The organism is Streptomyces sp. NPDC104313 (assembly GCF_055583985.1).
The window spans coordinates 248,584-273,913 of the sequence record NZ_JBVJMW010000002.1; the positions used below are offsets into that span (position 1 = coordinate 248,584).

At 72.2% G+C, this 25,330-nt stretch carries 13 protein-coding genes; 3 read left to right on the forward strand and 10 right to left on the reverse strand.

Going from position 1 to position 25,330, the window contains the following annotated elements; all coding sequences use genetic code 11:
- Positions 1-30 precede the first annotated feature (30 nt).
- The 6 genes from ACZ60Q_RS05070 to ACZ60Q_RS05095 form a co-directional block, all read right to left on the reverse strand.
- Positions 31-1,878, reverse strand: coding sequence for an acyl-CoA dehydrogenase (locus ACZ60Q_RS05070; protein WP_469628568.1), 1,848 nt, complete (start codon positions 1,876-1,878; stop codon positions 31-33).
- Positions 1,875-3,647 (reverse strand): acyl-CoA dehydrogenase, encoded by a 1,773-nt coding sequence (locus ACZ60Q_RS05075; RefSeq protein ID WP_469628571.1) that lies wholly within the window; start codon positions 3,645-3,647, stop codon positions 1,875-1,877. Before ACZ60Q_RS05075 ends, ACZ60Q_RS05070 begins: the two co-directional genes overlap by 4 nt.
- On the reverse strand, positions 3,644-5,398 hold the full coding sequence (locus ACZ60Q_RS05080) for a fatty acyl-AMP ligase (RefSeq protein ID WP_469628574.1): 1,755 nt from the start codon (positions 5,396-5,398) through the stop codon (positions 3,644-3,646). The genes ACZ60Q_RS05075 and ACZ60Q_RS05080 overlap by 4 nt, the downstream gene beginning before the upstream one ends.
- On the reverse strand, positions 5,395-7,107 hold the full coding sequence (locus tag ACZ60Q_RS05085; protein WP_469628577.1) for a thioester reductase domain-containing protein: 1,713 nt from the start codon (positions 7,105-7,107) through the stop codon (positions 5,395-5,397). Before ACZ60Q_RS05085 ends, ACZ60Q_RS05080 begins: the two co-directional genes overlap by 4 nt.
- Positions 7,104-14,333 (reverse strand): amino acid adenylation domain-containing protein, encoded by a 7,230-nt coding sequence (locus ACZ60Q_RS05090; RefSeq protein WP_469628580.1) that lies wholly within the window; start codon positions 14,331-14,333, stop codon positions 7,104-7,106. Before ACZ60Q_RS05090 ends, ACZ60Q_RS05085 begins: the two co-directional genes overlap by 4 nt.
- 747 nt (positions 14,334-15,080) lie before the next feature.
- Entirely contained in the window at positions 15,081-16,310 is a 1,230-nt protein-coding gene (locus ACZ60Q_RS05095; protein ID WP_469628582.1) for an MFS transporter, read from the reverse strand.
- A gap of 447 nt (positions 16,311-16,757) precedes the next feature.
- On the opposite strand from ACZ60Q_RS05095, the gene ACZ60Q_RS05100 reads away from it, so the two are divergent.
- Positions 16,758-17,414, forward strand: a complete 657-nt coding sequence (locus ACZ60Q_RS05100; RefSeq protein ID WP_469628585.1) for a TetR family transcriptional regulator — start codon at positions 16,758-16,760, stop codon at positions 17,412-17,414.
- A 132-nt stretch (positions 17,415-17,546) separates the two neighbouring features.
- On the opposite strand, the gene ACZ60Q_RS05105 is transcribed toward ACZ60Q_RS05100, so the two are convergent.
- Positions 17,547-18,092 carry a nucleotidyltransferase domain-containing protein gene (locus ACZ60Q_RS05105; protein WP_469628588.1) on the reverse strand — a complete coding sequence of 182 codons (546 nt, stop codon included), beginning with the start codon at positions 18,090-18,092 and terminating at the stop codon, positions 17,547-17,549.
- Positions 18,093-18,515: 423 nt separating this feature from the next.
- Here ACZ60Q_RS05105 and ACZ60Q_RS05110 point away from each other — a divergent pair, with 423 nt between their 5' ends.
- Together ACZ60Q_RS05110 and ACZ60Q_RS05115 are read left to right on the forward strand one after the other, a co-directional pair.
- Positions 18,516-20,168, forward strand: coding sequence for a SpoIIE family protein phosphatase (locus ACZ60Q_RS05110; protein ID WP_469628591.1), 1,653 nt, complete (start codon positions 18,516-18,518; stop codon positions 20,166-20,168).
- A gap of 89 nt (positions 20,169-20,257) precedes the next feature.
- Positions 20,258-21,067, forward strand: a complete 810-nt coding sequence (locus ACZ60Q_RS05115) for an SAM-dependent methyltransferase (RefSeq protein WP_469628594.1) — start codon at positions 20,258-20,260, stop codon at positions 21,065-21,067.
- A gap of 117 nt (positions 21,068-21,184) precedes the next feature.
- Here the strand turns inward: ACZ60Q_RS05115 and ACZ60Q_RS05120 are convergent, their stop codons facing one another.
- The 3 genes from ACZ60Q_RS05120 to ACZ60Q_RS05130 all read right to left on the reverse strand — a co-directional run bounded on the left by ACZ60Q_RS05120 (position 21,185) and on the right by ACZ60Q_RS05130 (position 24,903).
- Positions 21,185-22,063 carry a geranyl diphosphate 2-C-methyltransferase gene (locus ACZ60Q_RS05120; RefSeq protein WP_469628596.1) on the reverse strand — a complete coding sequence of 293 codons (879 nt, stop codon included), beginning with the start codon at positions 22,061-22,063 and terminating at the stop codon, positions 21,185-21,187.
- 33 nt (positions 22,064-22,096) lie between these two features.
- Positions 22,097-23,410 (reverse strand): family 2 encapsulin nanocompartment cargo protein terpene cyclase, encoded by a 1,314-nt coding sequence (locus ACZ60Q_RS05125; protein WP_469628598.1) that lies wholly within the window; start codon positions 23,408-23,410, stop codon positions 22,097-22,099.
- Positions 23,411-23,490: 80 nt separating this feature from the next.
- A complete protein-coding gene (locus ACZ60Q_RS05130) occupies positions 23,491-24,903 on the reverse strand; it encodes a family 2B encapsulin nanocompartment shell protein (RefSeq protein WP_469628600.1) in 1,413 nt (470 codons plus the stop codon).
- Positions 24,904-25,330: the final 427 nt, after the last annotated feature.

Consider the following 25,330-nt stretch of genomic DNA (forward strand, 5'->3'; position numbering starts at 1 on the left):
GGCGGGTACACGGGTGGGGCGGTGCGGGCTTCAGGCGCCGGTCGGCCGGCGGCCGAGGTCGAAGGTGTGGCCCTCGGTCTCGCGGCGGACGAGTTCGGCGTACAGGGGCTCGGCGAGGTGCGCGGGCAGGTGGTCGCGGTGGCGTCCCTGGTGGGCGTCGAGCCGGTGCAGGGCGGCGAGCACCCAGACGGGGTCGGCGAGCGGGCCGCCGGGGTTCTGGTGGCGCCACAGGCCCAGACAGGCGGAGGCGGCGAGTACGCCCGTCCACTGCTCGGCGAGGGCGAAGCTGTGGGCGGGGGCGGTGGGGGCGAGGTGTTCCGGGCGCAGGTTCCGGCAGTGTGCGGCGAGTTCGGCCAGTTCGGCGGTACGGGAGCGGACCGCCGCGCCGATGTCTCCTTCCGGTGTGCCGCCGGGGGCGTGGAGGCCGGGTCCGGCGGTGAGGGCGCGGGCGAGCGGGTCACGGCCGGAGGAGGTCACGGCGAGGGCGTCGAAGCGCAGGGGCGGCAGCGGATCGGTGAGCCGGAAAGTGCTGACGGGGAGGGGTTCGGCGGCGGGGCTGGTCCAGGTGCGGCGGGCGGCGAGCGGCAGCTGGGGCAGCAGCCCGGCCAGGCAGGAGGCGCGGGAGGCGTGCCCGAACGCCGAGGGCAGGCCATCGCGGAGCAGCTTCTGGAAGAGCGCGTGCGGTCCGGTGCGCAGATAGAACTGGGATCCCATGAGGTGTGACAGCCGGTGGACGGCCGACATGAGGATCCGTGGCACCAGTGATTTCACGGCGGAGGCGTAGATCCCGGACGGTGCCGGTGCGGTGTGCACGGCGCGTGCGGCGACGGTGAGGAACGCGTCGGCGAGCAACAGGTCGGCGAAGGCCTCGGCGAGCAGGGTCCGCGACAGCGGCAGGTCGGCCGCCGTCCTGCCGTAGAGGGCGCGGCCGGTGGCGCAGCGCAGGGCGGTGCGGATCGCGGTGTCCAGGAGTCCGGCCGTCATGCCGGGCAGAGCGATCCGGGTGAGCTGGAAGGAGCGCAGCGCGGTTTCCAGGCCGAGGCCGGGGGCGCCGATGACGCTGTCGGCGGGCACCGGGCAGTCGGTGAAGTCGATTCCGCCGAGTGGCACTCCGCGCATGCCCGCAGTGGGGAAGCGGTCCAGGTGCCGATGGTGGCCGGCGGGCAGGGCGGCGGTGTCCAGAAGGAGCTGGGAGTGGCTTCGGCCGCCGGACGCCCGGTCGGTGCGGGCGAACAGGACCATGGCGTCGGCCCGCCGCAGGTTGGCGATGACCTCTTTGCGGCCGTTGAGCAGCAGGGCGGTGCCCGGCGGCGGGGCGGGCAGGGCGGTCATCTCCGCGCGGCCGAGGTCGTTTCCGTGGGCGAGTTCGTGGTAGGCGCAGGCGGCCTTGCCGCCGGAGAGCAGCAGTTGGGCCAGGTGGGTGCGCTGTTCGGGGCGGCCGGTGGTCCAGACATTGACGGCGGCCATGAAGGAACCGGCGCCGTGCCCGAGGCCGAGGGCGGGGTCCCGGCGGTAGACGGCCCGCATCACGTCGATGAGGTGATCGAGCCGGGTGAACCGGCCGCCGAGCTCCTGGGGGACGAGGTGGGCGCCCAGGCCGTAGTTGTCGAGCAGGTGTTCCCCGGCGGTGAGCATCTCCTGCCGCTCGTCGGCGGCGAGGACGGCCGTATGGCCGGTGGGGTTGCCGGGGTCGGTGGCGGTGCCGAAGAGCTGTTCCAGCTCGGCGACGGCGGCGGCCACGGCGAAGCCGGACGCGGAACCGGGAACAGAACCGGGCGCGGGACCGGAACCGGAGGTGGAAGCCTGGCCGGGCGTGGAAGCCGGGTCCGGGGGTGTGGGGTGATCCGGGGCTGTGGGGCGGTCCGCGGTGGTGCTCATGTGGTCCCGGTCTCCTCTTCCGTTTCCGTTCCGGTCGCGCCCAGGGCGCCGAGCAGCTCCTCGTGGAGGCCGGCCGGTGCGGGCTCGCCGCCGGGGGTGAGCAGGTCCACCGCGCGGGCCAGGGCCGCTTCCAGGCGGAGGGAGTCCGGTGTACCCGGCGCGGGGGCGGTGGCGAGCCACAGATGCAGGGCGGCGGCGCCCGCGAAGCACGTCTCGTAGTCGCGGGCGATGGCGAACGCCTCGGCCGGCAGATCCCGGGCCGAGGGGCGTATCGCGGCCACCCGTGCCATGGTGGCGTCGGTCAGGGTCCGCAGCCGCCGGGCCAGTGCCACGGTCCGGGCCGGGGCGGTGCGGCTTCCGTCGAGCCGGGCGGTGGCGGCGGCCAGTGCCTGGACGACACTGCATCCCGTCCGGCTCACCAGGCGCAGCCGGGTGGTGTCGAGGCCAGGCAGGGGCGCACCCGGATCGGTGGCGGCGGCGAGTGCCGCCGTGTCGTGGCGGCCGGTCCGGTGGGCGCGGACCAGGACGGGGAACTGGTTGATCAGGGCGTTGCGGTTCACCGCCGTACTGCCGTCGAAGAGGGACACGATCCGGTGGTCGCGCTCCAGCTTCTGGAACATGCCGTGGGCGTGAAGGCCGGTGAGGAAGCCCCGGGCGCCGAGGATTTCGGCGCAGTCGTCGATCACCGACTGCACCAGCTCCGGTACGGCGGCCTTGGCGATCGCCGAGACCACGCTCTGCTCGCCGGGCAGGGCATGTGCGCAGCGGGCGGCCACCGTGGTGGCGGCCTCGGCGAGACACAGGGTGGCCGCCGCGGTCCCCAGGGCGCTCCGGGTGCGGGGCAGCCGCAGCAGTGAGGTGCCGTACAGGGCGCGGTTCCCGGCGAAGTCCAGCGCGAGGCGCAGGGCGTGCTCACCGGCGCCCAGGGAGAGCGAGCAGCAGACGGTGCGGGTCAGCTGGAGGGCGCGGAGCACGGTCTCCGCGCCCTCGCCGACGGCGCCGACGACGGCCTCGGCGCCGACCTCGGCCCGATGGAAGGCGATGCCGCTGATGTCGGCACCCCGGATGCCGTGCGTGGGTTCCTTGGGCAGGGGACGCTGCTGCCCGGGGGCCAAGGCGTCCTTGTCGACGAGGAAGAGGGTGAAGCCCCGGGGGCCGCCCCGGGCATCGGTGCGGGCGAGCACGGTGCAGAACCGGCCCCGGGTGGCATTGTTGACAGGCCATTTCGCACCGTCGAGTATCCAGGTGCCGTCGTCGGTGGCGGTGGCGGTCAGCTCACCGGCGAGGAGGTCGCTGCCCCGGCCGGGTTCGGTCAGTCCCCAGGAGACGACCGCGCCGGCGAGGACGCGACGGGCGAGGTCGCGGGCCTGCCGGGGGCTGCCGGACAGCCATACGGGCACGGCGCCGAGGAAGGTCTTGCCGTGGGCGACGGCCGCCGTGAGGTCGTGGCGGGCGACGGTGCGCAGTGTCTCGACCAGTTCTGGCAGGCCGCCCCCGGCGCCGCCGAGGGCGGGCGGCACATAGGCGCCCGGCACTCCGCAGGCGTCGAGGAACGCGCACTCCAGGTCCGGGAACTCCTCCCGTTCGTCCAGCCGGGCCGAGCGGGCCGGTGCGAGCGGCGCCGCGTCGCCGTGCGCGGCGAGCCGGGCGGCGATGGCCGCTTCCAGGGCCGCGGGCAGGGTCAGGCGGCCCGCCATCGCCTGCCGGCGGCCCGGACCCGGGGCCACGGGTGTTCCGCCGGCGGGCACGGGGGCGGGCGCGGTCGTCATGAGCGCTCCGGACCCGGCAGTTCGCGCAGTGCCGGGTCGAGGTCCTGGTGGACCGGGTCGAGGGCGCCGTCGAGGAACAGCTGTCGCATCCGGGAGCGCTGTACCTTGCCGCTGGTGGTCCGCTGGACGCTGCCGGGCCGCAGCAGCAGCACTCCGGCGGCGCGTACGCCGAACTCCCGCAGCACGGTCCGGCGCATGTCCTGGGTGGTCGCGGCGAGGTCGTCCGGGGAGAGGCGGCCCCGGATCTCGTGCAGGACCACGACCTCCTCCTGCGGGGCGGGGACACTGAAGACCGCTCCGGCGAGGGTGGCGAGCCGGGGGTGGTGCAGCCGCAGTTCGTGCTCCAGATCGTGCGGGTAGAGATTGCGCCCGTGGATGATCAGGAGGTCCTTGATGCGCCCGGTGACGAACAGTTCGCCGTCGCGCAGCGCGCCGAGGTCGCCGGTGCGCAGATACGGTCCCTCCCCGTCCGCGGTGCGGGCGGCGAAGGTTTTCGCGGATGCCTCCTCGCGTCCCCAGTAGCCGGCGCCGACGCTGGTGCCGCGCACCCAGATCTCGCCGGTGGTGCCGTCCGGCAGCACCCGGGAGGTCGCCGGGTCGACGACGCGCACATCGAAGTCGGGTGCGTCGGCGCAGCCGACGAGTTCGCGCGCGGGGCCGTCCGGTGCGGCGGGGCGTATCTCGTGCTTCTCCAGCGCGCCGGGGTCGACGCGTTCGACGACCGGGGGCCGCCCGGCGCGGCCGGAGATGAACACGGTCGCCTCTGCCATCCCGTAGCAGGGCGCCAGTGCCTCGGGCCGGAAGCCGGAGACGGCGAAGTGTCCGGCGAAGGCGCGCAGGGTGGAGGCCTGGATGGGTTCCGAGCCGTTGGCCGCGAAGCGCCAGCGCGACAGGTCGAGGGCGGCGGCCCGCTCTTCCGTCACCTTGCGTACGCACAGCTCGTAGGCGAAGTTCGGTGCGGCCGAGTACCCGATGCCGTACCGGTCGATCATGGAGAGCCACTGGTGGGGGCGTTTGAGGAAGGCCATCGGGGACATCAGCACACAGCTGCTGCCCAGGAACAGTCCGGGCAGTAACTGCCCCATCAGGCCCATGTCGTGGTACAGGGGGATCCAGCCACCGAAGCGAGTGTGCTCGTCGAGGCCCAGGGAGCGGCGCAGGCTGTCCGCGTTGTGCAGCAGATTGCCGTGGCCGATCATCACCCCTTTGGGGTCCCCGGTGGAGCCGGAGGTGTACTGGAGGAGGACGAGGTCGCGGGCGGACGCGGGTGGCTGCCGCCAGGCGGCGGCATCGCCGAAGCCGGGGGCGTCGCTGGCCGCGGCCCGGAGCTCCGGTCCCCGTCCGGTGATCCAGCGCTCGACCTCGGGGAGCTGGCCGGTGTCGGTGAGGGCGAACCGTGCTCCCGCGTCGGCCGCCATACCCGTGATCCGGCGCTGCTGGTACGAGAACTGGCCGGGCATCGGTGAGGGAACGGCGACCACCCCGGCGTAGAGACAACCGAGGAACGCGGTGACGAACGGCAGGCCCGGCGGGTGCAGCAGCAGCACCCGGTCACCCGGCGCGCACCGTTCCTGGAGCCAGGAGGCGACCCTGGCTGCCTCGGCGTCGAGCTGTGCGTAGGTGAGGGTCCGCTGCCCTGTGGCGCTGTCGTGGTCATGGACGAAGGTCACGGCCTCCTGGCCGGGGCGCTCGGCCGCGTGGCGGCGGAGCAGGTGCAGGGCGGTGGGGTCGCGGAACAGGGAGCCGGTCACGGGGCGGTCCTTCGCGGTGCGGGCAGATATCCGGTGGAGACGAAGTGGGTGAGATAGCGGTCGATCAGCTCACGGTCGGGCGGCAGACAGGAGATGCCGGAACCCTCCAGCGCGGCGCGCAGGTTCGTGGTGGCGAACTCGGGCTCGCTGCCCCGGTAGCCGAGATCCTCGGACGGCATGTCCTCGCCGAACAGAGGCAGGAAGGGGGCGAGTTCGTTCTCCTCGCCGCGCTCGACGGCCCCGGTCAGTTCGCGGTACCAGTCGCGGTACGGGAGTCTGCGCAGCGGGTAACCGCAGTCGCCGAGCAGGTCGACGAGCCGGTGCCAGGTGAGGGTATGGGCGGCGGGCACATTGAAGGCGGTGCCGTGCCACCGGCCGCCGAGTGCCACATGGGCCATGGCGTCGGCGAAGAAGTCGACCGGGGTCAGCTCCAGGGTGACGTCGAACTCCAGGGCGGAGCCCAGTTGGACACAGCCCTTGAGGGTGGCGTTGAGGAAGGTGTCGGTCGAGCATGCCCCGGTGTCCTGTGCGCCGCTGACCTGGCCGGGGCGGTAGACGCAGGTGGGGATGCCCCTGCGGTGGGCCTGCGCCATCATCCGATCGCCGACCCACTTGGTCTGCCGGTATCCGCCGACCACGCCCTCCGGGGCGGTGGCCTCGTCCTCTGCCCAGTGGTGGCGGCCGGGATGGCCCGGGTAGACGGCGAGGGAGGAGGTGTAATGGACCGGCTTGACGCGGTGCCGGGCCGCGAGGGCGAGGACTTCCCGGGTGCCCAGCACATTGACGGGTTTGAGGCGCCGGTAGGGCAGGGCGTAGCTGGACCAGGCCCCGTTGTGGACGATCATCTCGATGTCGCGGGCGAGCCGCAGGTAGGTGTCCCGGTCCAGTCCGAGGTAGGGGCGGGCCAGATCGCCGGGTACGCCGGTGAGGCGTGCGTCGTCGCCGTCGCGCCACACCCCGTACCGCTCCATGACCGCACGTACCCGGGCGACGGCCACAGCGGGGTTCGCGGCCCGGACCAGGACATGGATGTGGGCGGCGGAGCGGTCCAGCAGCGCGCGCAGCAGGAAGGCTCCGGTGTAGCCGGTGCCTCCGGTGAGCAGCACGCTCCGATACGGTCCGGTGGCCGGCGGGGCCGCGCCGGGCTCCGGCGCGATGCCGGCGGGGAGTTCGGCGTCGGCGGCGAGGTCGGCGGCGGCGATGCTGCGCGGGTGGTGGCGGCCGGTCTCCGGGGTGCGCCCGCCTCCGCCCAGCAGGACGACGAGGTGTTCCACGGTCGGGTTCTCGAAGAGCCGACGCAGATTGACCCGGACGCCGGTCTCTGCCCGCAGCCGGGCGGCCATCTGCGCCGCCGCGAGGGAGTCTCCGCCCAGTTCGAAGAAGTTGTCGCGCAGGCCGACCCTGGGAGCGTCCAGGACATCGGCCCACAGGGCGGTGAGCCGGATCTCCTCCGGGGTCTCGGGCGGGAGGTAGGCGCTGTCCGGGGCGGCCTCCGCAGGGTCCTCCGCGAGGCGACCCCGGTCGATCTTGCCGTTGGGGAGCTTCGGCAGGGCGGGGAGAACCACGAAGCGGGCGGGGACCATCGCGTCGGGGAGCCGGGCCGCCGTGAAGGCCCTGATGTCGGCCCGGAACCGGGCCCAGGCGGCGGCGGAGAGCGGGTCGTTGGCGGTCCGTGAGGCGGGGGCAGTCGGTGCGGCGGATGCGCTCACCGTCGTGGCTCCTTCGGGTCCGGGTGGGCGGAGGCACCTGCGGGTGCGGGCGGGCGGGCCGGTCCGAAGAGCGCGTCGAACTCACCCGGGTGCCCGGACCGGGCGGGCTCCAGGCGTACGGCGCGGCCGTGCCGCTCCGCGAGGCGCGCGACGGTCTCGGGGTGTACGGTGCCGGGCCCGCCGGCGTCCCATACGGTGCGCTCCAGGTCCCAGGCGGTGCTGTTCGCGGGATGTTCGCCGCGCAGTAGGGACAGCGCCTTCAGCGGGCGGTCGAGCCGCCGGTCGGGCAGTCCGGTCAGGGTCAGGGCGCGGTCGGCGGGGGTACGGGCGAGCAGTGCGTCCAGCGCGTCGGCTCCGGCTCCTGCGGTGTCGTACGGGCGGGCCGCCTCCCGCCAGCCGACGGTGTCGGTCCCGGTGGCCGGGGCCGCGGTGGCGGCACGGCCGGCGCCCAGGAGGGTGACATCCCAGCGGAAGCGGGTGAGTTCGTTGTCGCCGCGCCCCCGCTTGAGGTCGATCCGTACGGTGCCGGGCGCCTGCGCCGTGGTGAGCAGTTCCCGGAAGAAGCCGGGGGCGAGGCAGAGTTCGCGTTCGTCGGCGAGGGCGCGGGAGGCGGCCGCGGCGACGGCGCGGGCCGGTGTCAGCGGCGGCGATCGCCGCAGCTGTACATCGGCGTGGAAGGCGTCGAGCAGCGTCAGGTCCCGTACGTCGCCGATGAACACGGCCCCCGAGGGCCCGGCCACCCGGACGGCCTCTGCCAGCGCCTGCCGCAGATAGCCGGGGCCGGGGAAGTACTGCACCACGGAGTTGAACAGCACCAGGTCTGCGCTGTCGGAGGGCAGGTCCGCGAGGGCGAGTGCGTCACCGCGGCGCAGCGTGACATGGCCGGGGAGCGGGCCGGGCCCGGACAGGGCGCGGGCCGCAGTGCGCAGGGCGGCCTCAGAGAGGTCCAGGCCCAGGTAGGAGTCGGCGTGCGGGGCGAGTTCCCGCAGATACAGGCCGACGCCGACACCGACGTCGACGATCCGGCGGGCGTCCAGCGCGGCCACCCGGTCCAGGGTGCCGGTCAGCCACTCCCGCATCTCGTCCGCCGGGATGGGCTCGCCGGTGTAGCTGCTCAGCCAGCCGGCGAAGTCGGCTACGGTGCCGTCGGCTCCGGAGCCGTCCTCGCCCGGGGCGGAGGGGTCGCTGTAGGTGTCCTCCCACACCTCGCGCCAGTGGTCGAGGTGGGCCGTGTGCGCGTCGTCGGCGTCGAGTGCGGAGGTGGGGGCGATGTAGGCGACGAGTTCGGTGTGTCCGCTCGCGCGGGGCACAGCGACGACAGCGGCGGCGGCGACCCCGGGGTGGGTGGAGAGGACGCTTTCCACTTCGTCGGGCTCGACCCGGTGGCCACGGATCTTGACCTGACGGTCGATGCGGCCGAGGAACTCCAGGTCTCCGTCGGTGCGGCGGCGCACCCGGTCGCCGGTGCGGTAGTAGCGCCGCCCGTCGGCGGGTCCGGTGACGAAGCGGTCCGCCGTCAGTTCCGGGCGGCCCAGATAGCCTTCGGCGAGGCCGTCGCCGCCGATCCACAGCTCGCCCTCGGCCCCGATGGGCACTTCGCCGCCGCCCGGTGCGCAGACGCGCAGCACGGCGTTGGCGACCGGGCGGCCGATGGGCGGCGCGGCACCGGGGTCCCGGTGCCGGTCGAGTTCATGGACCACGGAGTAGATGGTGGTCTCCGTGGGCCCGTATCCGTTGAGGACGCGGGTGCCGGGCAGGGCGGTGAGCAGCCGCTGGGCGAGCCCGGAGGGGAATGCCTCGCCGCCGGCCATCAGGGTGCGTACGGACTCCAGCGCCCGCAGCGCCTCGGGTTCGGCGGCGACGGCGGAGAGGAAGGACGGCGTCGCCTGGACCAGTGCGGGGCGGTGGCGCTCGCACAGTTCGGTGAAGGAGTCCTCTTCGGCCCCGGCTGGTCCCCCGGGGCCGGGGACCAGCCGGTCGATGATGCGCTCGCCGCCGATGGCGACGGCCGCGCCGCGGGTCAGTGGCCACAGCAGTTCGAGTATCGAGATGTCGAAGGACATGCTGGTGAGGGCAAGGACGGTGTCCCCGGGGCCGGTGCCGATCAGCCGGTCCATGCCGGCGAAGAAGTTGTTGAGGTTGCGGTGCAGCAGCACCGTTCCCTTGGGGCGGCCGGTGGAGCCGGAGGTGTAGATCACGTAGACCGGGTCGCCGGGGCCGGCGGGGCAGTCGAAGGGCGCGGGCGAGCGGGCTGCGATCAGCGCCGCCTCGTCCTGGAGGCGGATGACGGGCCGGGACCCGAAGTCCATGGCCTCGGTGCCGGGTTCGGGTCCGACGAGCACACAGTCCAGGCCGGCGTCCTGAGCGATGTGGCCGAGGCGCTCCGCGGGGAAGTCCGGGTCCATCGGGACATAGGCGGCGCCGGCCCGGATGACCGCGAGCAGGGCGGTGACGAGGTCGGCGCCGCGGCGGACGCTGACGCCGACGCGGGCGCCGACGGTCGCGCCCCGGGAGCGAAGGTGGCGGGCGAGACGGTTGGCGCGGGCGTCGAGGGCGGCGTAGTCGAGGGTGGTGCCGCGGTCCAGGACAGCGACGGCGTGCGGTGTGGCGGCGGCCTGTTCCGCGATCACCCGGTGGGCGTGGGCCGTGGTGTCGTAGGCGAGGGTGGTGTCGTTCCACCGGCGCAGCAGCGCGCGTTCCGTGTCGTCGCGCAGGTCGGCCGAGCCGGCGTGCGCGGTGGGGTCCGCCGCGAACGCGATCAGCGCCCGTTCGTAGTATCCGGCGAGCCGGGTGCAGAACGCGGGGTCGAGGACAGCGGTGTCGCAGTCGAGCCACAGCCCGAGCCGGCCGCCGAGGGGGTCGACGAGGAAGTTGGCGGCGAGCGGGAAGTCGGTGTCGGCGATCCCGAAGCCGCCGAGTACCGCCGAGTCCGCTCCCCACTGCCGGTGGAAGTCCATGAAGTTGACGTACGAGTCGACGGCGGCGCCGGGGTGGTCGCGCAGTACCCGGGCGTAGGGGTAGCGGCGGTGCGGGGCGGTGCGGCGCTCATGGCTGTGGACCCGGTGGGCCAGGTCCTGCCAGGAGGTGCCCGGCACGGACAGCCGCATCGGGAGGGTGTTGACGAAGACGCCGATCACCTCGTCGCCGCCGTCCTCGTCGAGGCGTCCGTGGGCCACGACTCCGGTGAGGACATCGGTGCCCGGGGCGAGGCTGTGCAGGACGGCGGCGTGGGCGGCGGCCAGGAGGGACTTCAGGGGGAGACCGGCGGCGCGGGCCGCTTCGGCCAGGCGGGCGGCGGTGTCCGCGCCGACCGGGACGTCGTACCGGCGGTGCTCTGCCGGGCCAGGCGGGCCTGCGGCGGCGGTGCGGGGCAGGGGGGTGGCTTCGGCGCCGGCCAGCTCCGCCTCCCAGAAGGCCCGGTGTTCTTCGCTCCGTGCCGCCGTGCGTTCTGCGGCCACGAACGCGCGGTAGGTGGAGGGAATTTCGGGCAGCCACAGGTCCTCGCCCGCGATACCGGCCCGGTAGCGGGCGGCGATCTCGTCCAGCATCGAGGCGTCGCTGAATCCATCGAGGACCGCGTGGTGCTCCACCACCCCCAGCTGAAACGATTCTTCTCCGAGCGGATGAGCGGTGAACGCCATCAGCGGTGCGGCGGTCAGGTCGAACGAGCGGCGCTTGACGCCCTCGGCCCACTCGCGCAGCCCCACGTCCCGGGTGTCCGGCCCGGCTCCGTACAGCGTCCGGGACACCTCCAGCTCCACGGCGGCCTCGTCGTGCACGAGCTGGAGGGGCTCGCTGAAACCGGTCAGATGGAAGGAGCTGCGCAGGGCGGGATGGCGGCGCACCGTGGCGTCCAGGGCCCGCCGCAGTACGGCACCGTCGAACGGCAGCCCGACGCGGATACTGGTGACGACCCGGTAGACGGAGGTCCCGTCCTCGTACCCGGCGTGGAAGAGCATGCCGGTCTGCATACTGCCCAGCGGGTACGCGTCGCTGAGCCCGGCGGGCAGCGAGCCCCGGTCGGCCGGGGCGACCAGCGAGAACGGCCCGGCGCGGCCGGCCGCCGGTCCGCAGGGGCGGGTGCGGCGGGCGAGGGCCCGGACCGTGGGCGCGTCGAAGAGGTCGGCGACGGGGAAGGTGAGTCCGCGCCGTTCCAGCGCGGTCCGCATCCGGATGCTGAGGATCGAGTCCCCGCCGAGCGAGAAGAACGAGCGGTCGAGGTCCACCGTGCCGGGGCCCAGGACCTCCCGCCATGCCGCCAGGACCAGGCGTTCGGCCTCGTCTGCGGGCTCGGCGGCGGGACCGTCCGTGGCCGGCCGCGTATCGTCCGGCGGCGGCAGGGCGCCCCGGTCCACCTTGCCGCTGGGCAGCAGCGGCAGCTCGCGGAGGACGACGATCCTCGACGGGACGAGCGGGGCGGGCAGCTGCTCGCGGAGCGCGGCGGTCAGCGGGGCCTCGGACACGGCAGCACCGGACGCCGTCGGCGCGGGCACCACATGAGCCAGCAACTGCCGCTGCCCGCCGGGCAGCCGGGGCGCGGTCACCACGCTCTGTCCGACTCCGGGCAGGGCGAGGAGCGCCGCCTCGACCTCGCCGGGTTCGATGCGCTGTCCCCGTATCTTCAGCTGCTGGTCGACCCGGCCGTGGTATTCGACGACCCCGTCGGGCCGCAGCGCGGCGAGGTCCCCCGTCCGGTAGAGACGGCCGAGAAGCCGGTGGGTGATGAAGCTCCGCGCGGTCTCCTCCGGGCGGTTCAGATAGCCGGAGGCGAGCTGGACGCCGCCGATGTGCAGTTCGCCCACGGCACCGAAGGGCACCGGCTCGCCGCCCGCGTCGAGCACATACAGAGCGGTGTTGGCGACGGCCCGGCCGATCGGGACCGGTCCCTCGGCGCTCTGCGGTGTGCACGGCCAGTGGGTGACGTCGATGGACGCCTCCGTGGGGCCGTAGAGGTTGTACAGCCGCGGGCCGTCCGGCCCGCCGTACACGGTGAAGAACTGCCGCACGGTTCCCGGGCCCAGGGCCTCGCCGCTGCAGATCACGCGCCGCAGGGCGGGCAGCCCCTCCGCGGCGGGATCCGCCAGGAACAGGTCGAGCATCGGCGGGACGAAGTGCACCGTGGTGATCCCGTGACGCCGGACGGTCTCGGCCAGGGCGCGGGGGTCCCGGTGCTCCCCCGGCTCGGCGAGGTGCAGTGCCGCCCCGGTGAGCAGCGGCCAGAAGAACTCCCACACCGATACGTCGAAAGTGAACGGCGTCTTCTGCAGGACCCGGTCGTCCGGGCCGAGACCGTACTCGTCCTGCATCCACAACAGCCGGTTCACCACCCCCCGGTGCGGCACCGCGACGCCCTTGGGCGCTCCGGTGGAACCAGAGGTGTAGAGGACGTACGCCGGGTCGGCGGGGACCGCGAGGGCGGGCAGCGGCCCGCGCTCCGGCAGTGCGGGCATCACCTTGTCCACGGCGATGACCTCGACGCCGGTCCCGTCCCGCAGGCGCAACCGCCCGGCGAGGTCCGCGCTGGTGAGCACGGTGCGTACGGCGGCGTCGTCGATCTGGAAGGCGATCCGGGCGGCGGGGAGCCCGGGGTCCAGCGGCAGATAGGCGGCGCCGGACATCAGCACCGCCAGCAGGTCCACGACCAGGCCGAGGGAGCGCTCCTCGTGGACGCCGACGACCGTGCCGGGGCCCGCCCCGCGTTCGCGCAGATGGGCCGCGAGGCGCCGGGCCGCGGCGGTCAGCTCACGGTAGGTCAGGGACTCGCCGGCGGCCCGGACGGCTGTCGCGTCCGGGGTGCGCGCGGCCTGCTCCTCCACCAGCTCGTGCAGACAGCGCCCCGCGCCGGACGCGGTCGTGGGGCCCTTGCCCGCGTTCAGTACGGCGTCGCGCTCGGCACCGTCCATGAGGTCGAGCCGGTCGACGGGCCGCTCCGGGTCGCGCAGCGCGTGGCGCAGCAGGGTCAGCAGGCGCCGGGTGTGGCCGGCGAGGGCCCCGGCGGCGTGTCTGGCCGGGTCGGCGTCGGTGACCAGCCGGACCCGGCTGGTGCGGGCGTCGGTGAAGAAGTCGAACTGGAGGTCGTGGACCGGTCCCGAGGACAGGTGGCGCGCGGTGCCCGGCAGCCCGGCGAAGGAGAGGCCGGTGTCGAAGGTGACCACATTGACGGTCGTGCCGGCGAGCCGCTCGGCGCTGCCGGACATCCCGAGGTCGCGGCGGAGTTCCTCGCCGCGGAACCGCTGATGCTTGAGGAGCCCGCCCAGTGCCCGGGCCGTCTGTGCGACGAGGCCGGCGAAAGATGTGCCGGGCGGCACGGTGAACCGCAGAGGCAGTTCGTTGGCGAGCATGGCTGGCGTGGCGCGCGCCGCCGGGGTCTGCCGGGCCGTGACCGGAAGGTTCAGTACGGTCTCCTCCCGGCCCGTGACCCGGCACTGGTAAGCGGCCACCGCGGCGATCAGCAGCGCGGAGGGCCGGACGCGCAGCCGGTGCGCGACCTCCCGGAGCAGAGTCAGGTCCGGCTCGCCGAGGTCGGCGGCGTGCCGCAGCAGGCTGCGGGCGGTGCCGGTCCGCTGCCCGCCCAGACTCGCCGGTTCGGGCCGTTCGACGTACTGGCCGAGCCAGAAGGCACGGTCCCGGGTGTGCGCGGCGGATGTCTCGTACGCGGCGGCCTCTGCGACGGTGTCGCGCAGGGGCACGGCCGACGGCGGCGGTATCTCGGTGCCCGCGGCGAGCCCGGTGCAGATCTCGGCGATCCTGCGCAGATGGAGTGTCTGGCCGAAACCGTCCATGACGATGTGGTGGTAGCGCAGAAACAGCAGCCGGGTGCCGGGGGCGACCGTGATGAGGACGTGGCGCACCAGCGGCCCATCGGTGAGCGCGGTGGCCTGGGCCAGGTCCGCGCGCATCCATGCCTCGGCGGCGGATCTCGGATCGGCGGCGGTGACGGTGGTGTCAAGGGTTTCCAGGGGATCGGCGGGGACGGGGTGGACCGTCTGTACCGGGGTGGTGCCCCGGGGGCCGTCACGCTCGTGGAACCGCACCCGCAGCGCTTCGGCCTCGCCGAGCGCCTGTCGTACCGCCCGGCGCATCAGCTCCGGGTCGAAGTCCCCAGGGATTTCGAGGTAGCTGCCGCAGTTGTAGCGCGGGCTGCCGGGGTCGAGCTGCTGTGCGGTCCACACCCCCAGCTGAGCGGCGGATAACGCCAGAAACGTTTCATCGGCACTGCTGGGCATTGCTTCATCACTCCCCCGTAGGCGGAACGTTCGCGCTGCTGCAATGGTTCGGTGCGGACCGGATCGACGGCTGTGCCGCGACCTGTGCCGCCGGACCGGACGTGATCCTTCCTAATAGGTGCATGTGGAACAGGTCAAGGGCGTTACAGCACTCTGGCGACCGGAGCACGCCACGGGGCTTGATCCGGACCATGCGGGGCCGAAGGGACATCGGTCGGCCGCGGGTCCACGACAACTCGGCCGGCCACCAGGGCGTCCAGGACCTGCCCGGCCTGCGGGCTGCCGCCCAGCCCCGGGCCGACCAACCAGACCACGCGGCCGTGCGCACCCGAGGTCACCAGGCGCTTCATCATCTGTGCCGATGCGCAGGCCACCGCCCGGACCACCGCGGCATCCAGCTCCGGTCCAGCCACCTCAACCAGGCGCGCCTCCGGCGCTGTCTGCCGCACGGCCGGTAGAAACCTGCGGCGCTGCGATCCGTACGCCGTGCACCCCCGTTCGTCGCGCCGCCGGCCCGGCCGGATAAGGCGGGCTCGCGTACGCCTGCGAGCCGCCGATCACGATCACCGGCCCGCCGTGCGTAACGCATCGGCCCCGGAACGCCTCGTTCCTACTCGCCCTGGACACGAACGAGGCGTTCCGCGTCGGCCTCGGTTCCGGCACCCGGATCATCAGAGGTCGCTCCCCTCCAGCTTCCAACGGTCCGGACCGACCGCGACCGGGGCCGACAGCCCACCGGCCGCGGGATCATGGTGCGGCGGCCTTCTCCGGTGTGGTGTCGGCTTCGGGCGCGCGGCGCGTAGCGGGGTAGCGGCGCACGGACAGCGCCATCACCATGATGGTGATCACGCCGACGAAAGAAGCGACCGCCAGGACACCGGTGCCGCCGGAGGCGTCGACCGCGCCGCCGCCGATGGCTCCCGCCAGCGCGATGCCCGCGTAGAGACCGCTGGTGTTCAACGCGACCGCCTCGGTGGCGGCGTCGCCGCCCATGTGCATGGCGCGCGCGTTCATCGGGGGGTTGTTGGCCCACCCGGGCACCCCCCACAGCACCAGTCCGATACCGACCAGCCAGACCGGCACCGCCCCTTGCCCGATGGTGCCGATGACCAGCAGCACCGCGGCAGCGGCGGCCACACCGCCGAACGCGGCCAGCAGTGTGCGGTCCACGCCCCACTGGTCGGTCAACCGTCCGCCCAGCACGGTGCCCACCGCTCCCGAGACACCCACGATCGCGATGAAGACGCCCACATACTGGCTGCCGATACCGGTGAGATCGTGGGTGACGGGGGCCAGGTAGATATAGGGCATCAGCCCGCCGGTGGCCGCGAGCATCGTGCCGAGCACGCACAGCAGCACCGGAGGCCGGCGCAGCAGGCGCAGCCGTTCGGCCACTCCGACCACCCGGGTCCGCGGAATCCGTGGCAGCGTCAGCGCGGTGATCGCGACCGCCAGGCACGTGAACACCCCCACCGCGACGAAGGTGGCTTCCCACCCCCACACCCCGCTGACCCACGAACCGAAGGGCACACCGATCACCAGCGAGAGGGTCAGCCCCGCAGCCACGGTGCCGATCGCCCTGCCGGTGCGCTCCGGTGAGGCCAGCCGGCCTGCCACCGCGAAAGCCGCGGGCGAGAGCGACGCAGCCACCAGCGCCGCCACCACCCGAAGGGCCATCAGCATCCCGAAGGAGGACGCGAACGCCGTGGCGAAGTTGATCACCGCGAATGCCGCGAGTCCGCCCACGATCAGCGTCTTGCGCGGCACCCGCCCCGTGGCCACGGCGAGGATCGGGCAGGCAACCGCGTAGGTGATCGAGAACACCGTCACCAATTGGCCCGCGGCACCCACGCTCACCTCCAAGTCGGCCGAGATCGCCGGAAGGACCCCGGCGATGATGAAGTCATCAGTCCCGATGACGAACGTCGTCAGCAGCAGACCGACGATCCACCCCGAACCGCGCGGAGTGGACGTCACTACCTTCTCGGAGACCACTGAAATACCTCACTTGCCTCACCATCAGCTGCCTGTCCATCTGAAGACACCAACCCGACGCGTCGCTTCGGCCCAGCGCCGATACCCGGAGCATCAGCCGAATCCGATCCGGTTGACGGCATTCATGCAGGTGCAACTGTTCGATCTGATGTCCGCCCGGCGAAGGGTCACCACGACCCCGGAGTGGCCCAAAGCACCCTGAACGAAGGCGTTCACAGCCCGCCACCTCGAAACCATGCGGTTCGCCTGACAACCGGAAGGGCCAACAAGTCAGGCTCACGCGGTCGTTGCACCTCCCGGCGCGACGCCCGCGCTCGCCTCCGCTGCCGCTCCGGCCGCAATAGTGCCGCCGAGTGGCATTAGCCGTCAAGGGGCATTAGCCTTCGGGCTACACTTCTGACCATGATGGACCGCCGGGGTGGAGCTGCCGTGACCCGCGATGACCTGACCGGTGATCAACTGCCGCTGCGGGAGCGCAAGAAGCTGCGTACGCGCCAGGCGCTCGTCGACACAGCGCTGGAGCTGTTCACGGAGCGCGGCTTCGACGGCGTCACGCTGAACGAGCTCTGCGACGCCGTCGACGTCTCGAAGCGCACGTTCTTCCGCACCTTCGGCAGCAAGGAAGACGTGGTGCTGGCCCCCGTCCACGACCTCTGGGCAACCTTCATGGAAGAGCTGGAGACCGTGGAGCCCACGAGCGGCCCGGTGTTCGTCCTGCTGGGGGACGTGTTGATCACGGCGCTCGGCCGTATGAGCACGGACGGCTGGGCCGGGCGCATGCGGCTCAGCCGCGGGCTGACAGCACGGACACCGTCGATGGAGGCGCACGGCCTGGCCTTCTGCCACCGGACCGGTGCGGCCGTTGTCGCCGTCATGCGGCGCAGGTTCGACATGCATGTGCGACCGGATCCGTACGGCCTGCGGCCACAACTGGCCGTGGACCTGCTGATGGCGGCCTTCCAACGGGCCACGGAACGCTGGATCGCCGATCCTTCGAAGCCGGGCCCCGAGGGGCTCGCCGACGCGCTGCGGGACACCTGCGCCGCCATACCTGAGAGCCTCGCACTGCCCGCGCGCCCGCGCTGACCGGCCGCCGCCCGGCCTCGTGGCCTTCCGCGGGGCGGGGCGCTCCCGTGGAATCCGACCGGCCGAGGGCGCGTCGGCCATGAGCAGCACCGGGCATCCGACGCGGAGCACCGCCCGCGCCGACGTGCGGCGTCAGCAATCCACGTTTTCCTCAAGCGGCTCGAAACCCTCGGGCAGGGGGATGCCGAACTGCTCGCACAGCAAGGGGACATCGTGGCGATCGACATCACGAGCCGGGTATCCCGTATGCCAGCGCACCGCCCACTCGGCCGACTCGCAACGCACCGCGGTCCCGGCGATCGATCCGTGCCCGGCGAGCGCTTCCGCCGGAAAAGCATCGCCATCCACCACGGATCCGTAGTGCAGCGTTCCGCCCCCAAGCCGCTCGTACAGGTGCAAGTCGACCCGCAATCGAACGCCGTCGTGCAGGACGAAGTTCCACAGCCTGTCACCAGGCCACGGGAAAATTCGATCGACGCCGGCTTCCGCGAACGCAGCGAACAACGGGTCAAGATGCGCGGCCGGCACCCATACATCAAGGTCGGAATGTTCTCTCGTCTGCTTCCCGAGCAGCGCATCCACGCTCCACCCGCCGCCCACACACGCATCTACGCCGTGGGCGCGGAGGCGCTCCAGAAGCGCGAGTGCGTCCTTGGCCGACATCGAGTACTGGCTCACCGTATGAAGGTAGGGGCCGGCCCGACCTTGTATCCAGCGATTATTGCGGCTTCACCGGATCGGGATGAAGCCATCGGCGTTGACCACGCCGAGCACGGGCGTTCCTTCCCGACCGACGGTTCGCGGTGTCGGCCTGCTCAGTGCCCTTCAACCGATCATTCGGAAAGGTATGCCCTTCGCGAACGCTCCCCGAGCCCCGATCCACAGGTCATGAGCATGGCTCACGGGAGGCTCGGTGGCCGCGCGGGCGCCAGGGTGTGCTGATGTCCTGGATGCGGGGGATCATCAGAGTATGAGTGGTGATGATCCACTGGCGCCGGCTGGAGAGCTGAACGGGCAAAGGCGGGCAGGGACGGCGACGGGAGGTGCCGTCCCTGCGGCCTGGCCCTCGGGCTGGTCGGCCCGGCGGCGAAGGGGACGGCCGTGAACGATGAACGTCTCCTCAGGCGGTACCAGGCGCTCATGGGCGCCGTGCCGCAGTCGGTGTGGGTGATGTCGCCCGACGGTGTCGTCACCGTGTTGTCCGAAGGCGGGATCGCGGAGAAGCTGTGGCACCCCGGCGCCGGCGCCTCGTGGATGGACGCCGTGCATCCCAAGGACCGGGACTGGTTTCGGCGGGCATGGCGTGGGGCCACTCGGCGGCGGTCCCCCTTGGACACGATCGTCAGAGTGCGGCTCGACGGCACCCTCGACCGCTTCCGCCACATCAAGATCATCGCTGCGCCCGTCGTTGACGAAGAGGGTGAGGTGGAGATTGTCGGGACTGCCACCGATGCTGAGGAGCACTGGCGCACCCGTATGCGGGAGAAGCTGTTGGCGCGCATGGCAGCGGTGCCCGCGGCCCACGATCTCTCGGAGGCCTTTCTGACGACGGCCGCGGCCGTCGTGCCCGAGCTCGCCGATGCCGTGGCCATCTTCCGCGTACTGGACGGTGTCGAGGCCGGTGCGCGGCCTTCCGAGAACGTATGGGCCGCGGCGTTGCCGGAGCGGGTGGGGCTCGCCCCCGGGCTGCCTTCCCTGCCTCCGCTGGACGCCGACTTCCGGCTGGGGCCGGCCGCCCGGCGAGCCATCGAGAGCCAGGAGGCGCGGCTGCTGGTCTTCCCGCCGGGCGGGCCTCCCGGAGGGGGACTCTCGGACGTTTCCGTGCGGTGGCTGCGGGAAGCCGGGGCGACCGGCGTGGCTCTGCTGCCCGTGGTGGTGGACGGCCGGACCGTCGCGCTGGCGACCATCGCGACCTGCCGGGGCAACCCGCCCCCGGACGAGGCCGACCTCTCCCTGTTGCAGGACGTCTTCCAGCAGATGAGCGGTCCGCTGCGCCGGACCATGGAACTGCAGAACATCCGCGGCAAGGCCCTCGCACTGCAGCAGTCGTTCCTCGCGGCCCCGCCGCCCATCGAAGGCCTCACCATCACCGCGCTCTACCACCCGGCCGACTCGGCGGCGGAGATCGGCGGGGACTGGTACGACGCCGTCCGGCTCTCCGCCGACGCCCTCGCCCTGTCCATCGGCGACATCGCCGGCCACGACCTCGACGCGGCCACCCAGATGGGCCGTGTCAACAGCATCCTGAGAGGGCTCGCCTACGACAGCGGTCCGGCCGCCAGCCCGGCGGCCACTCTGCGCCGGCTCGACCGTATCGTGCAGGCGCTCGACAGCCCGTCGATGGTCACAGCGGTGCACGCGATCCTGTCCCGGCGGACGCACGGCAGCTGGCGCATCGCCCTGTCCAACGCCGGCCACCCGCCGCCCCTGCTGATCCCGGCCGACGCGCCGGCGCGGTACCTGCACGGGCTCACGGCCCCGGACCCGCCCCTGTGCGTCGCCGACTCCCTCACCCGCACCACCCTCCACGCTCTCCTGTGCGACGGCGACGCCCTGGTGCTCTACACCGACGGGCTGGTGGAGACGCCGGACACGGACATCGGCGACAACCTCCGGCGGCTACGCGAACGCACCGACGCCCTGGCCCGCAAGGGCCTGCCGCTGCCCGCTCTGATCCGCGGCCTTCTGCCGCCTCTTCACCACCGCCGGGACGACATCGCCGTCATCGCCCTGCAAGCACGGCCCCACTCGTGACCGCCCCCATCCAGGGCCTCATCCGTTTGCGCCCGGAACAGTGCCTCTATACCGTCGAGAAAGCCGTCCTCGGACGAAAGAGGGTCTGCATGAACACGCCGAACGACCGTCGGAGCGGACTGGTGACCACACGCGCCCACTCCGCCCGGGTGTACGACTACATCCTGGGTGGCAAGGACCACTACCCCGCGGACGTCGAAGCGGGCGACGCCATGTGCCGGCACTGGCCGGCCCTGCCCGTCCATATGCTGGAGAACCGCCGGTTCATGCACCGCGCCGCCCGCTTCCTCGCCAAGGAACGAGGCATCCGCCAGTTCCTCGACATCGGAACCGGTCTGCCGACCTCACCGAACCTGCACGAGATCGTGCAGCACGTGGCACCAGAATCGCATGTGGTCTACGTCGACAACGACCCCATCGTCCTCGCTCACGCCCGCGCCCTGTTGCAGAGTTCACCCGAGGGCGCCACCGCCTATGTGGACGCGAACATGCACGACCCCGACACCATCCTGGACAGCCCCGAGTTCCGCGAGCTCATCGACCTGAACCGGCCCGTCGGCCTCATGGTGATCGGCATCATGCACTTCATCCAGCCCCCGGACGACCGGCGCCTGGTCCAGCGGCTGCTGGACCCGCTGCCATCCGGCAGCTATCTGGCGATGACCATCGGCACCGCGGACTTCGCGCCCGAGGAGGTCAATAGGGTGGCCGAGGAGTACCGGCAGCAGAACATGCCCATGATTCTGCGCGATCTCCCCACCGCCACCTCGTTCTTCGACGGACTGGAACTGCAGGAACCGGGGATCACCCAGGTGCACAGCTGGCGGCCCGGCCCGGAACAGGACGGTATCGACGGCCACGACATCGCCATGTACGGGGCGGTCGCCAGGAAACCCTGAAGGCGGGCGGTGATCGGGGCCGGGCGGTGTCCCTGACCGACCCGCGACCTCGTCGCCTCATGCCGGGCCGGCCGGCACCGGGGTTCCCGGTGCCGGCCGGCCGTGGGCCGGGCGGCGTCAGACGCGGTCGGCCGCGATGAGGAGGTACTGGAAGGACCCGTCCCGGTAGGAGTTGATGAACGCGTCCTCGATCCCCGTGACCAGCGAGGACGTGGCCCGCAGCTCCCAGTAGGGCAGGGTGTCGGGGGTGAGGTCGATGACGGCCTGCGGCACGAGGCGGTTGGCGGCCATGGCGCGCAGGTACTCCCGGCGCGAGTGGATGTTGCACTCGAAGTGCGCGTTGATCTGCGAGACCCACTTCGAGGGCTGGCCGTAGCGCGGGTTCCAGCAGCCGGTGATGGTCACATAGCGACCGCCGACCTTCAGGACGCGGGAGTGCTCGGCGAAGAGGTCGTCCAGATCCACGTACATGCTCGACTCGTTGTTCCACGACGCCGCGGCGGAACCGGTCGCGAAGGGCGTGGAGAGCATGTTGCAGACGCGGGCGCGGACGTGGTCACTGATCCCCAGTTCCGCGGCGCGCCCATTGGCGAAGTCGGCCTGCTTGGCCGACAGGGTCACGCCTTCGACCGAACAGCCGAAGCGCTGGTGCGCCATCACCATCGAGCCGCCCCGGCCGCAGCCCGCGTCCACCAGTATGTCGGCGCGCCCGATGTCACCGAGGTGCCCCAGAAGGAACTCGGCCTGCGCCGACTCCAGCCGGTGCAGCTCGGTGATCAGCTTCTTCTCGCTCTCGCTGTCCTCGGGGTTGCCGAGCGAGGCGGTGTCGACCTCACCGATGCCGTAGTGGTGGTGGTAGAGGCCGTCGACATCGCCGAGGCGCAGGTTCACGGGCCGGGCCTCTCCGTCCCAGTAGCGGGCGATGTCTCCCTGGTAGGGCGTCGCGGGGCCGGGGATACGCAGGGTGGGGGCGGTGGTGAGTTCAGCGTTGGTCACAGGTGATTCCCATCTCTTGCCGGAAGCCGGGACCTACCAGAAGTCGGGCAGGCTGTAGCGGTAGGTGTTCGATTGGTGCCAGTGGTGATTGCCGTCGACCCAGGCGGCTACGCCCCGCAGAAAACGCTGCACGTTCGGGACGGGACAGGCGACGGCCAGCGCCGCGGCCTCGGTCTCGAAGTCGTGCATCAGCTCGTTGTGGATCTCGACCGATGTGAGGTAGGCGTCCTGGTCGGACAGCCCCTCGCGCTCGGCGATCACCACGGGCAGGTTCAGATGCCGACCCGGAGCCTTGAGCTCCTTGGTGTACGAGTAGAGGTCGTTCACGATCGTCGTGGCGTTGGAGGCCAGGGCGATGACCTTCTGCATGTCGGGCCGGGCGTGCAGGTCCGCCGGGAGTTCGTAGCCGCCGACGGTGTCGGTGATGGTGGGGCAGGGCCGGAAGTTGTTGAACTGGCGCATCGCCAGGTACTCCCAGACCTCCGGGACCTGGTTCTGCTGGGCCCAGGACGCTTCGGCGAGATAGCCCAGGTGCAGTCGTGCCATGTCGTGGCGGAGCCGGTCCGCCTGGGAGGGGCCGGCCGCGCGGACGAAGTAGTCCATGGCGGAGCGGTAGGCGCGCCGGGGAGCGTCCGCGTGGAGCGATGCCGCCCACTCCGGCTGGTACTCCCGCACGGTGTACAGGGGGTCGAGTGCGGTGTGCGCGAGCAGAAGACGCCCGCCGAGGCCGATGGGGGACCCGCCGTGGTCCTCGCAGTAGCAGTCGTCCACCGCGTTCTCGGCGACCATCAGACGGGTGGCGAGCATCAGGTGGTCGACGGTGGGGGCGTCCGGATGGCATCCGACCATGTAGCGGCCCACGGAGAAGCCGTCGAACTGTTCCTCCCATTCCTCGGGGTACAGGGAGACCTCGTCCAGTGCCCAGGTCTTGATCCTCCGGCTGACCTCGTCGACGCGCCCCTTATCGGGCTCGGGGACCGGGTGGTGGTACAGCCCCGGGATCGGCCGGCCCTCCTGGGTGGCCGCCGGTACGGGAAGCTCCACCCGGGGCGTCAGCCGCAGGCCGGCCGTGCCCAGGCCGTGGGGCCCGCGCAGCAACCGCTCCAGCCCCGCGCCCGGCCCCGGCGCTTCGGTCGGTGATACGGCTGTCGGCGCTACGACGGCCGGCGGCGGGCCGAAGGAGAGCCCGGCGGGCGGGGCCGGCAGGGGGCGCCCCCCGTAGGGTCCGCCGACGGCGGCGTCGGTCTCATGGGCGCGAGCCGCGACCGCGCCGAGTACGGTCGCCCCGAAGCGGGTGACGGCCTCCGGCAGGCTTGACCGCGGAGGTGGCAGCTCGGGCACGGACATGCGTGGCTCCTTGATGAGGTGGGCGGGTGTTCGACGGCGTCCGGTCACGCGGTCCGCTTCGCGGGGCTGGGCCGCGACCGCTACCTGGGCCGGTGGGCGATCTGTACGTTCTCCAGCACGCCGACCGCGTCGGGCACGAGGATGGCGGCGGAGTAGTAGGTGCTGACGAGGTAGGAGATGATCGCCTTCTCGTCGATGCCCATGAAGCGGACCGAGAGGCCCGGTTCGTACTCGTCCGGCAGGCCGGTCTGCCGCAGACCGATGACGCCCTGGTTCTCCTCGCCGGTACGCATGGCGAGGATCGAGCTGGTCTTCTCCGGAGTGATGGGGATCTTGCCGCAGGGCAGGATCGGCACACCGCGCCAGGAGGGAACCTGCTGGCCACCGAGGTCGGTGTGGTCCGGGTAGAGGCCGCGCGCGTTGAACTCTCGGCCCATAGCCGCGATCGTCCGGGGGTGCGCGAGGAGGAACTTGGTGCCCCGGCGGCGGCAGAGCAGCTCGTCCAGATCGTCCGGGGTCGGCGGGCCGGAGTGCGTCTGGATGCGCTGCTTGAAGTCGGCGTTGTGGAGCAGGCCGAACTCCCGGTTGTTGATCAGCTCGTGCTCCTGGCGCTCCCGCAGCGCCTCGATGGTGAGCCTGAGCTGCTCCTCGGTCTGGTTCATCGGGCCGTTGTAGAGGTCGGCGACCCTGGTGTGGATGCGCAGAATGGTCTGGGCGACGGAGAGTTCGTACTCGCGCGGCTTCAGTTCGTAGTCGGCGAACGCTCCGGGCAGCTCGTGCTCGCCGACGTGGCCGGCCGACATCGCGATCTCCGCCTCACCGCGGTGGTTCTGCCGCTGCTGGGAGCGCGCGGTGAACTCGGCGAGGTGGGATCGGAGTTCCGACGAGTTCGACACGATGGCCGCGAAGTCGGCGCGGGACAGGGTGAGCAGCGTGCCCGAGGTCTCGGCGGTGGCGGTCTGCGCCCACCGGGCGTCATCGTCCAGCAGGGCGTGCTCCCCGAAGCGGTCCCCGTCCGCCAGGACGTCCAGGGTGACCTCGTCGCCGTAGTTGCCGGCGGAGGTCTGGCCGATCCGGCCGTGTGCGATCAGGTGGAGCTGGTCCGCGGCCGCGCCCCGCTCGACCAGCGTCTCCCCCGCCCGGAAGTCACGCTGGACGCACCGGTCGGCGATGGCGGCCAGCACCTCGACGTCGTCGAAGTCCCGCAGCAGGGCCAGTTCACACAACTCCTGGGGGATGACCCGGACCGCGGCCCCGTCCTGGACGAACTCCACCCGTCCGTCGCCCACCGTGAAGGACAGCCGCCGGTTGACCCGGTAGGCGCCGCCCTTGGTCTCGACCCAGGGAAGCATCCGCAGCAGCCAGCGGGAGGTGATCTCCTGCATCTGCGGAGCGGACTTCGTCGTGCTGGCGAGGTTGCGGGCTGCGGCCGTCCCCAGGCTGGACTGCCGGGGCACTTCCAGCCGCGCTTCCGAACTCGAGTCAACAGTCATCGGGCAGGCTCTCCTTGGTCGGGACGCGCATGAGCGGACGCGATCGTTCGAAAGAATGAAAAAAGGGAGGGAAAGGAGTGATCTGAAGGGGAACCCCCGCAGATCCAGGGGAACACTAAGGGCCCCTTCGCCTTCAGGACCAAGGAAATCCGGTGACATTAGCTCGATAAGATGATCATGCCAGCGCGATGTTTGCCCCCGCGCCGACGGATTTCAGCCGTGATGGGGGCAGGGGGGCCAGCGGCTTTCCGGGCCCACAGGGCCCAGATCCGCGGAAGCGCGACGAATTCCGGCCTATCGGGGCAGGCCGCCGACGGCGGTGACGCGCGGGACACGGTAAAGCGCCCGCGAACGGGACAGCGGGACAACGCGGCACGGCGGAGCACTCGCGAACAGGCCGGCGGCACCCGGTGGAGCGCCCACGGGG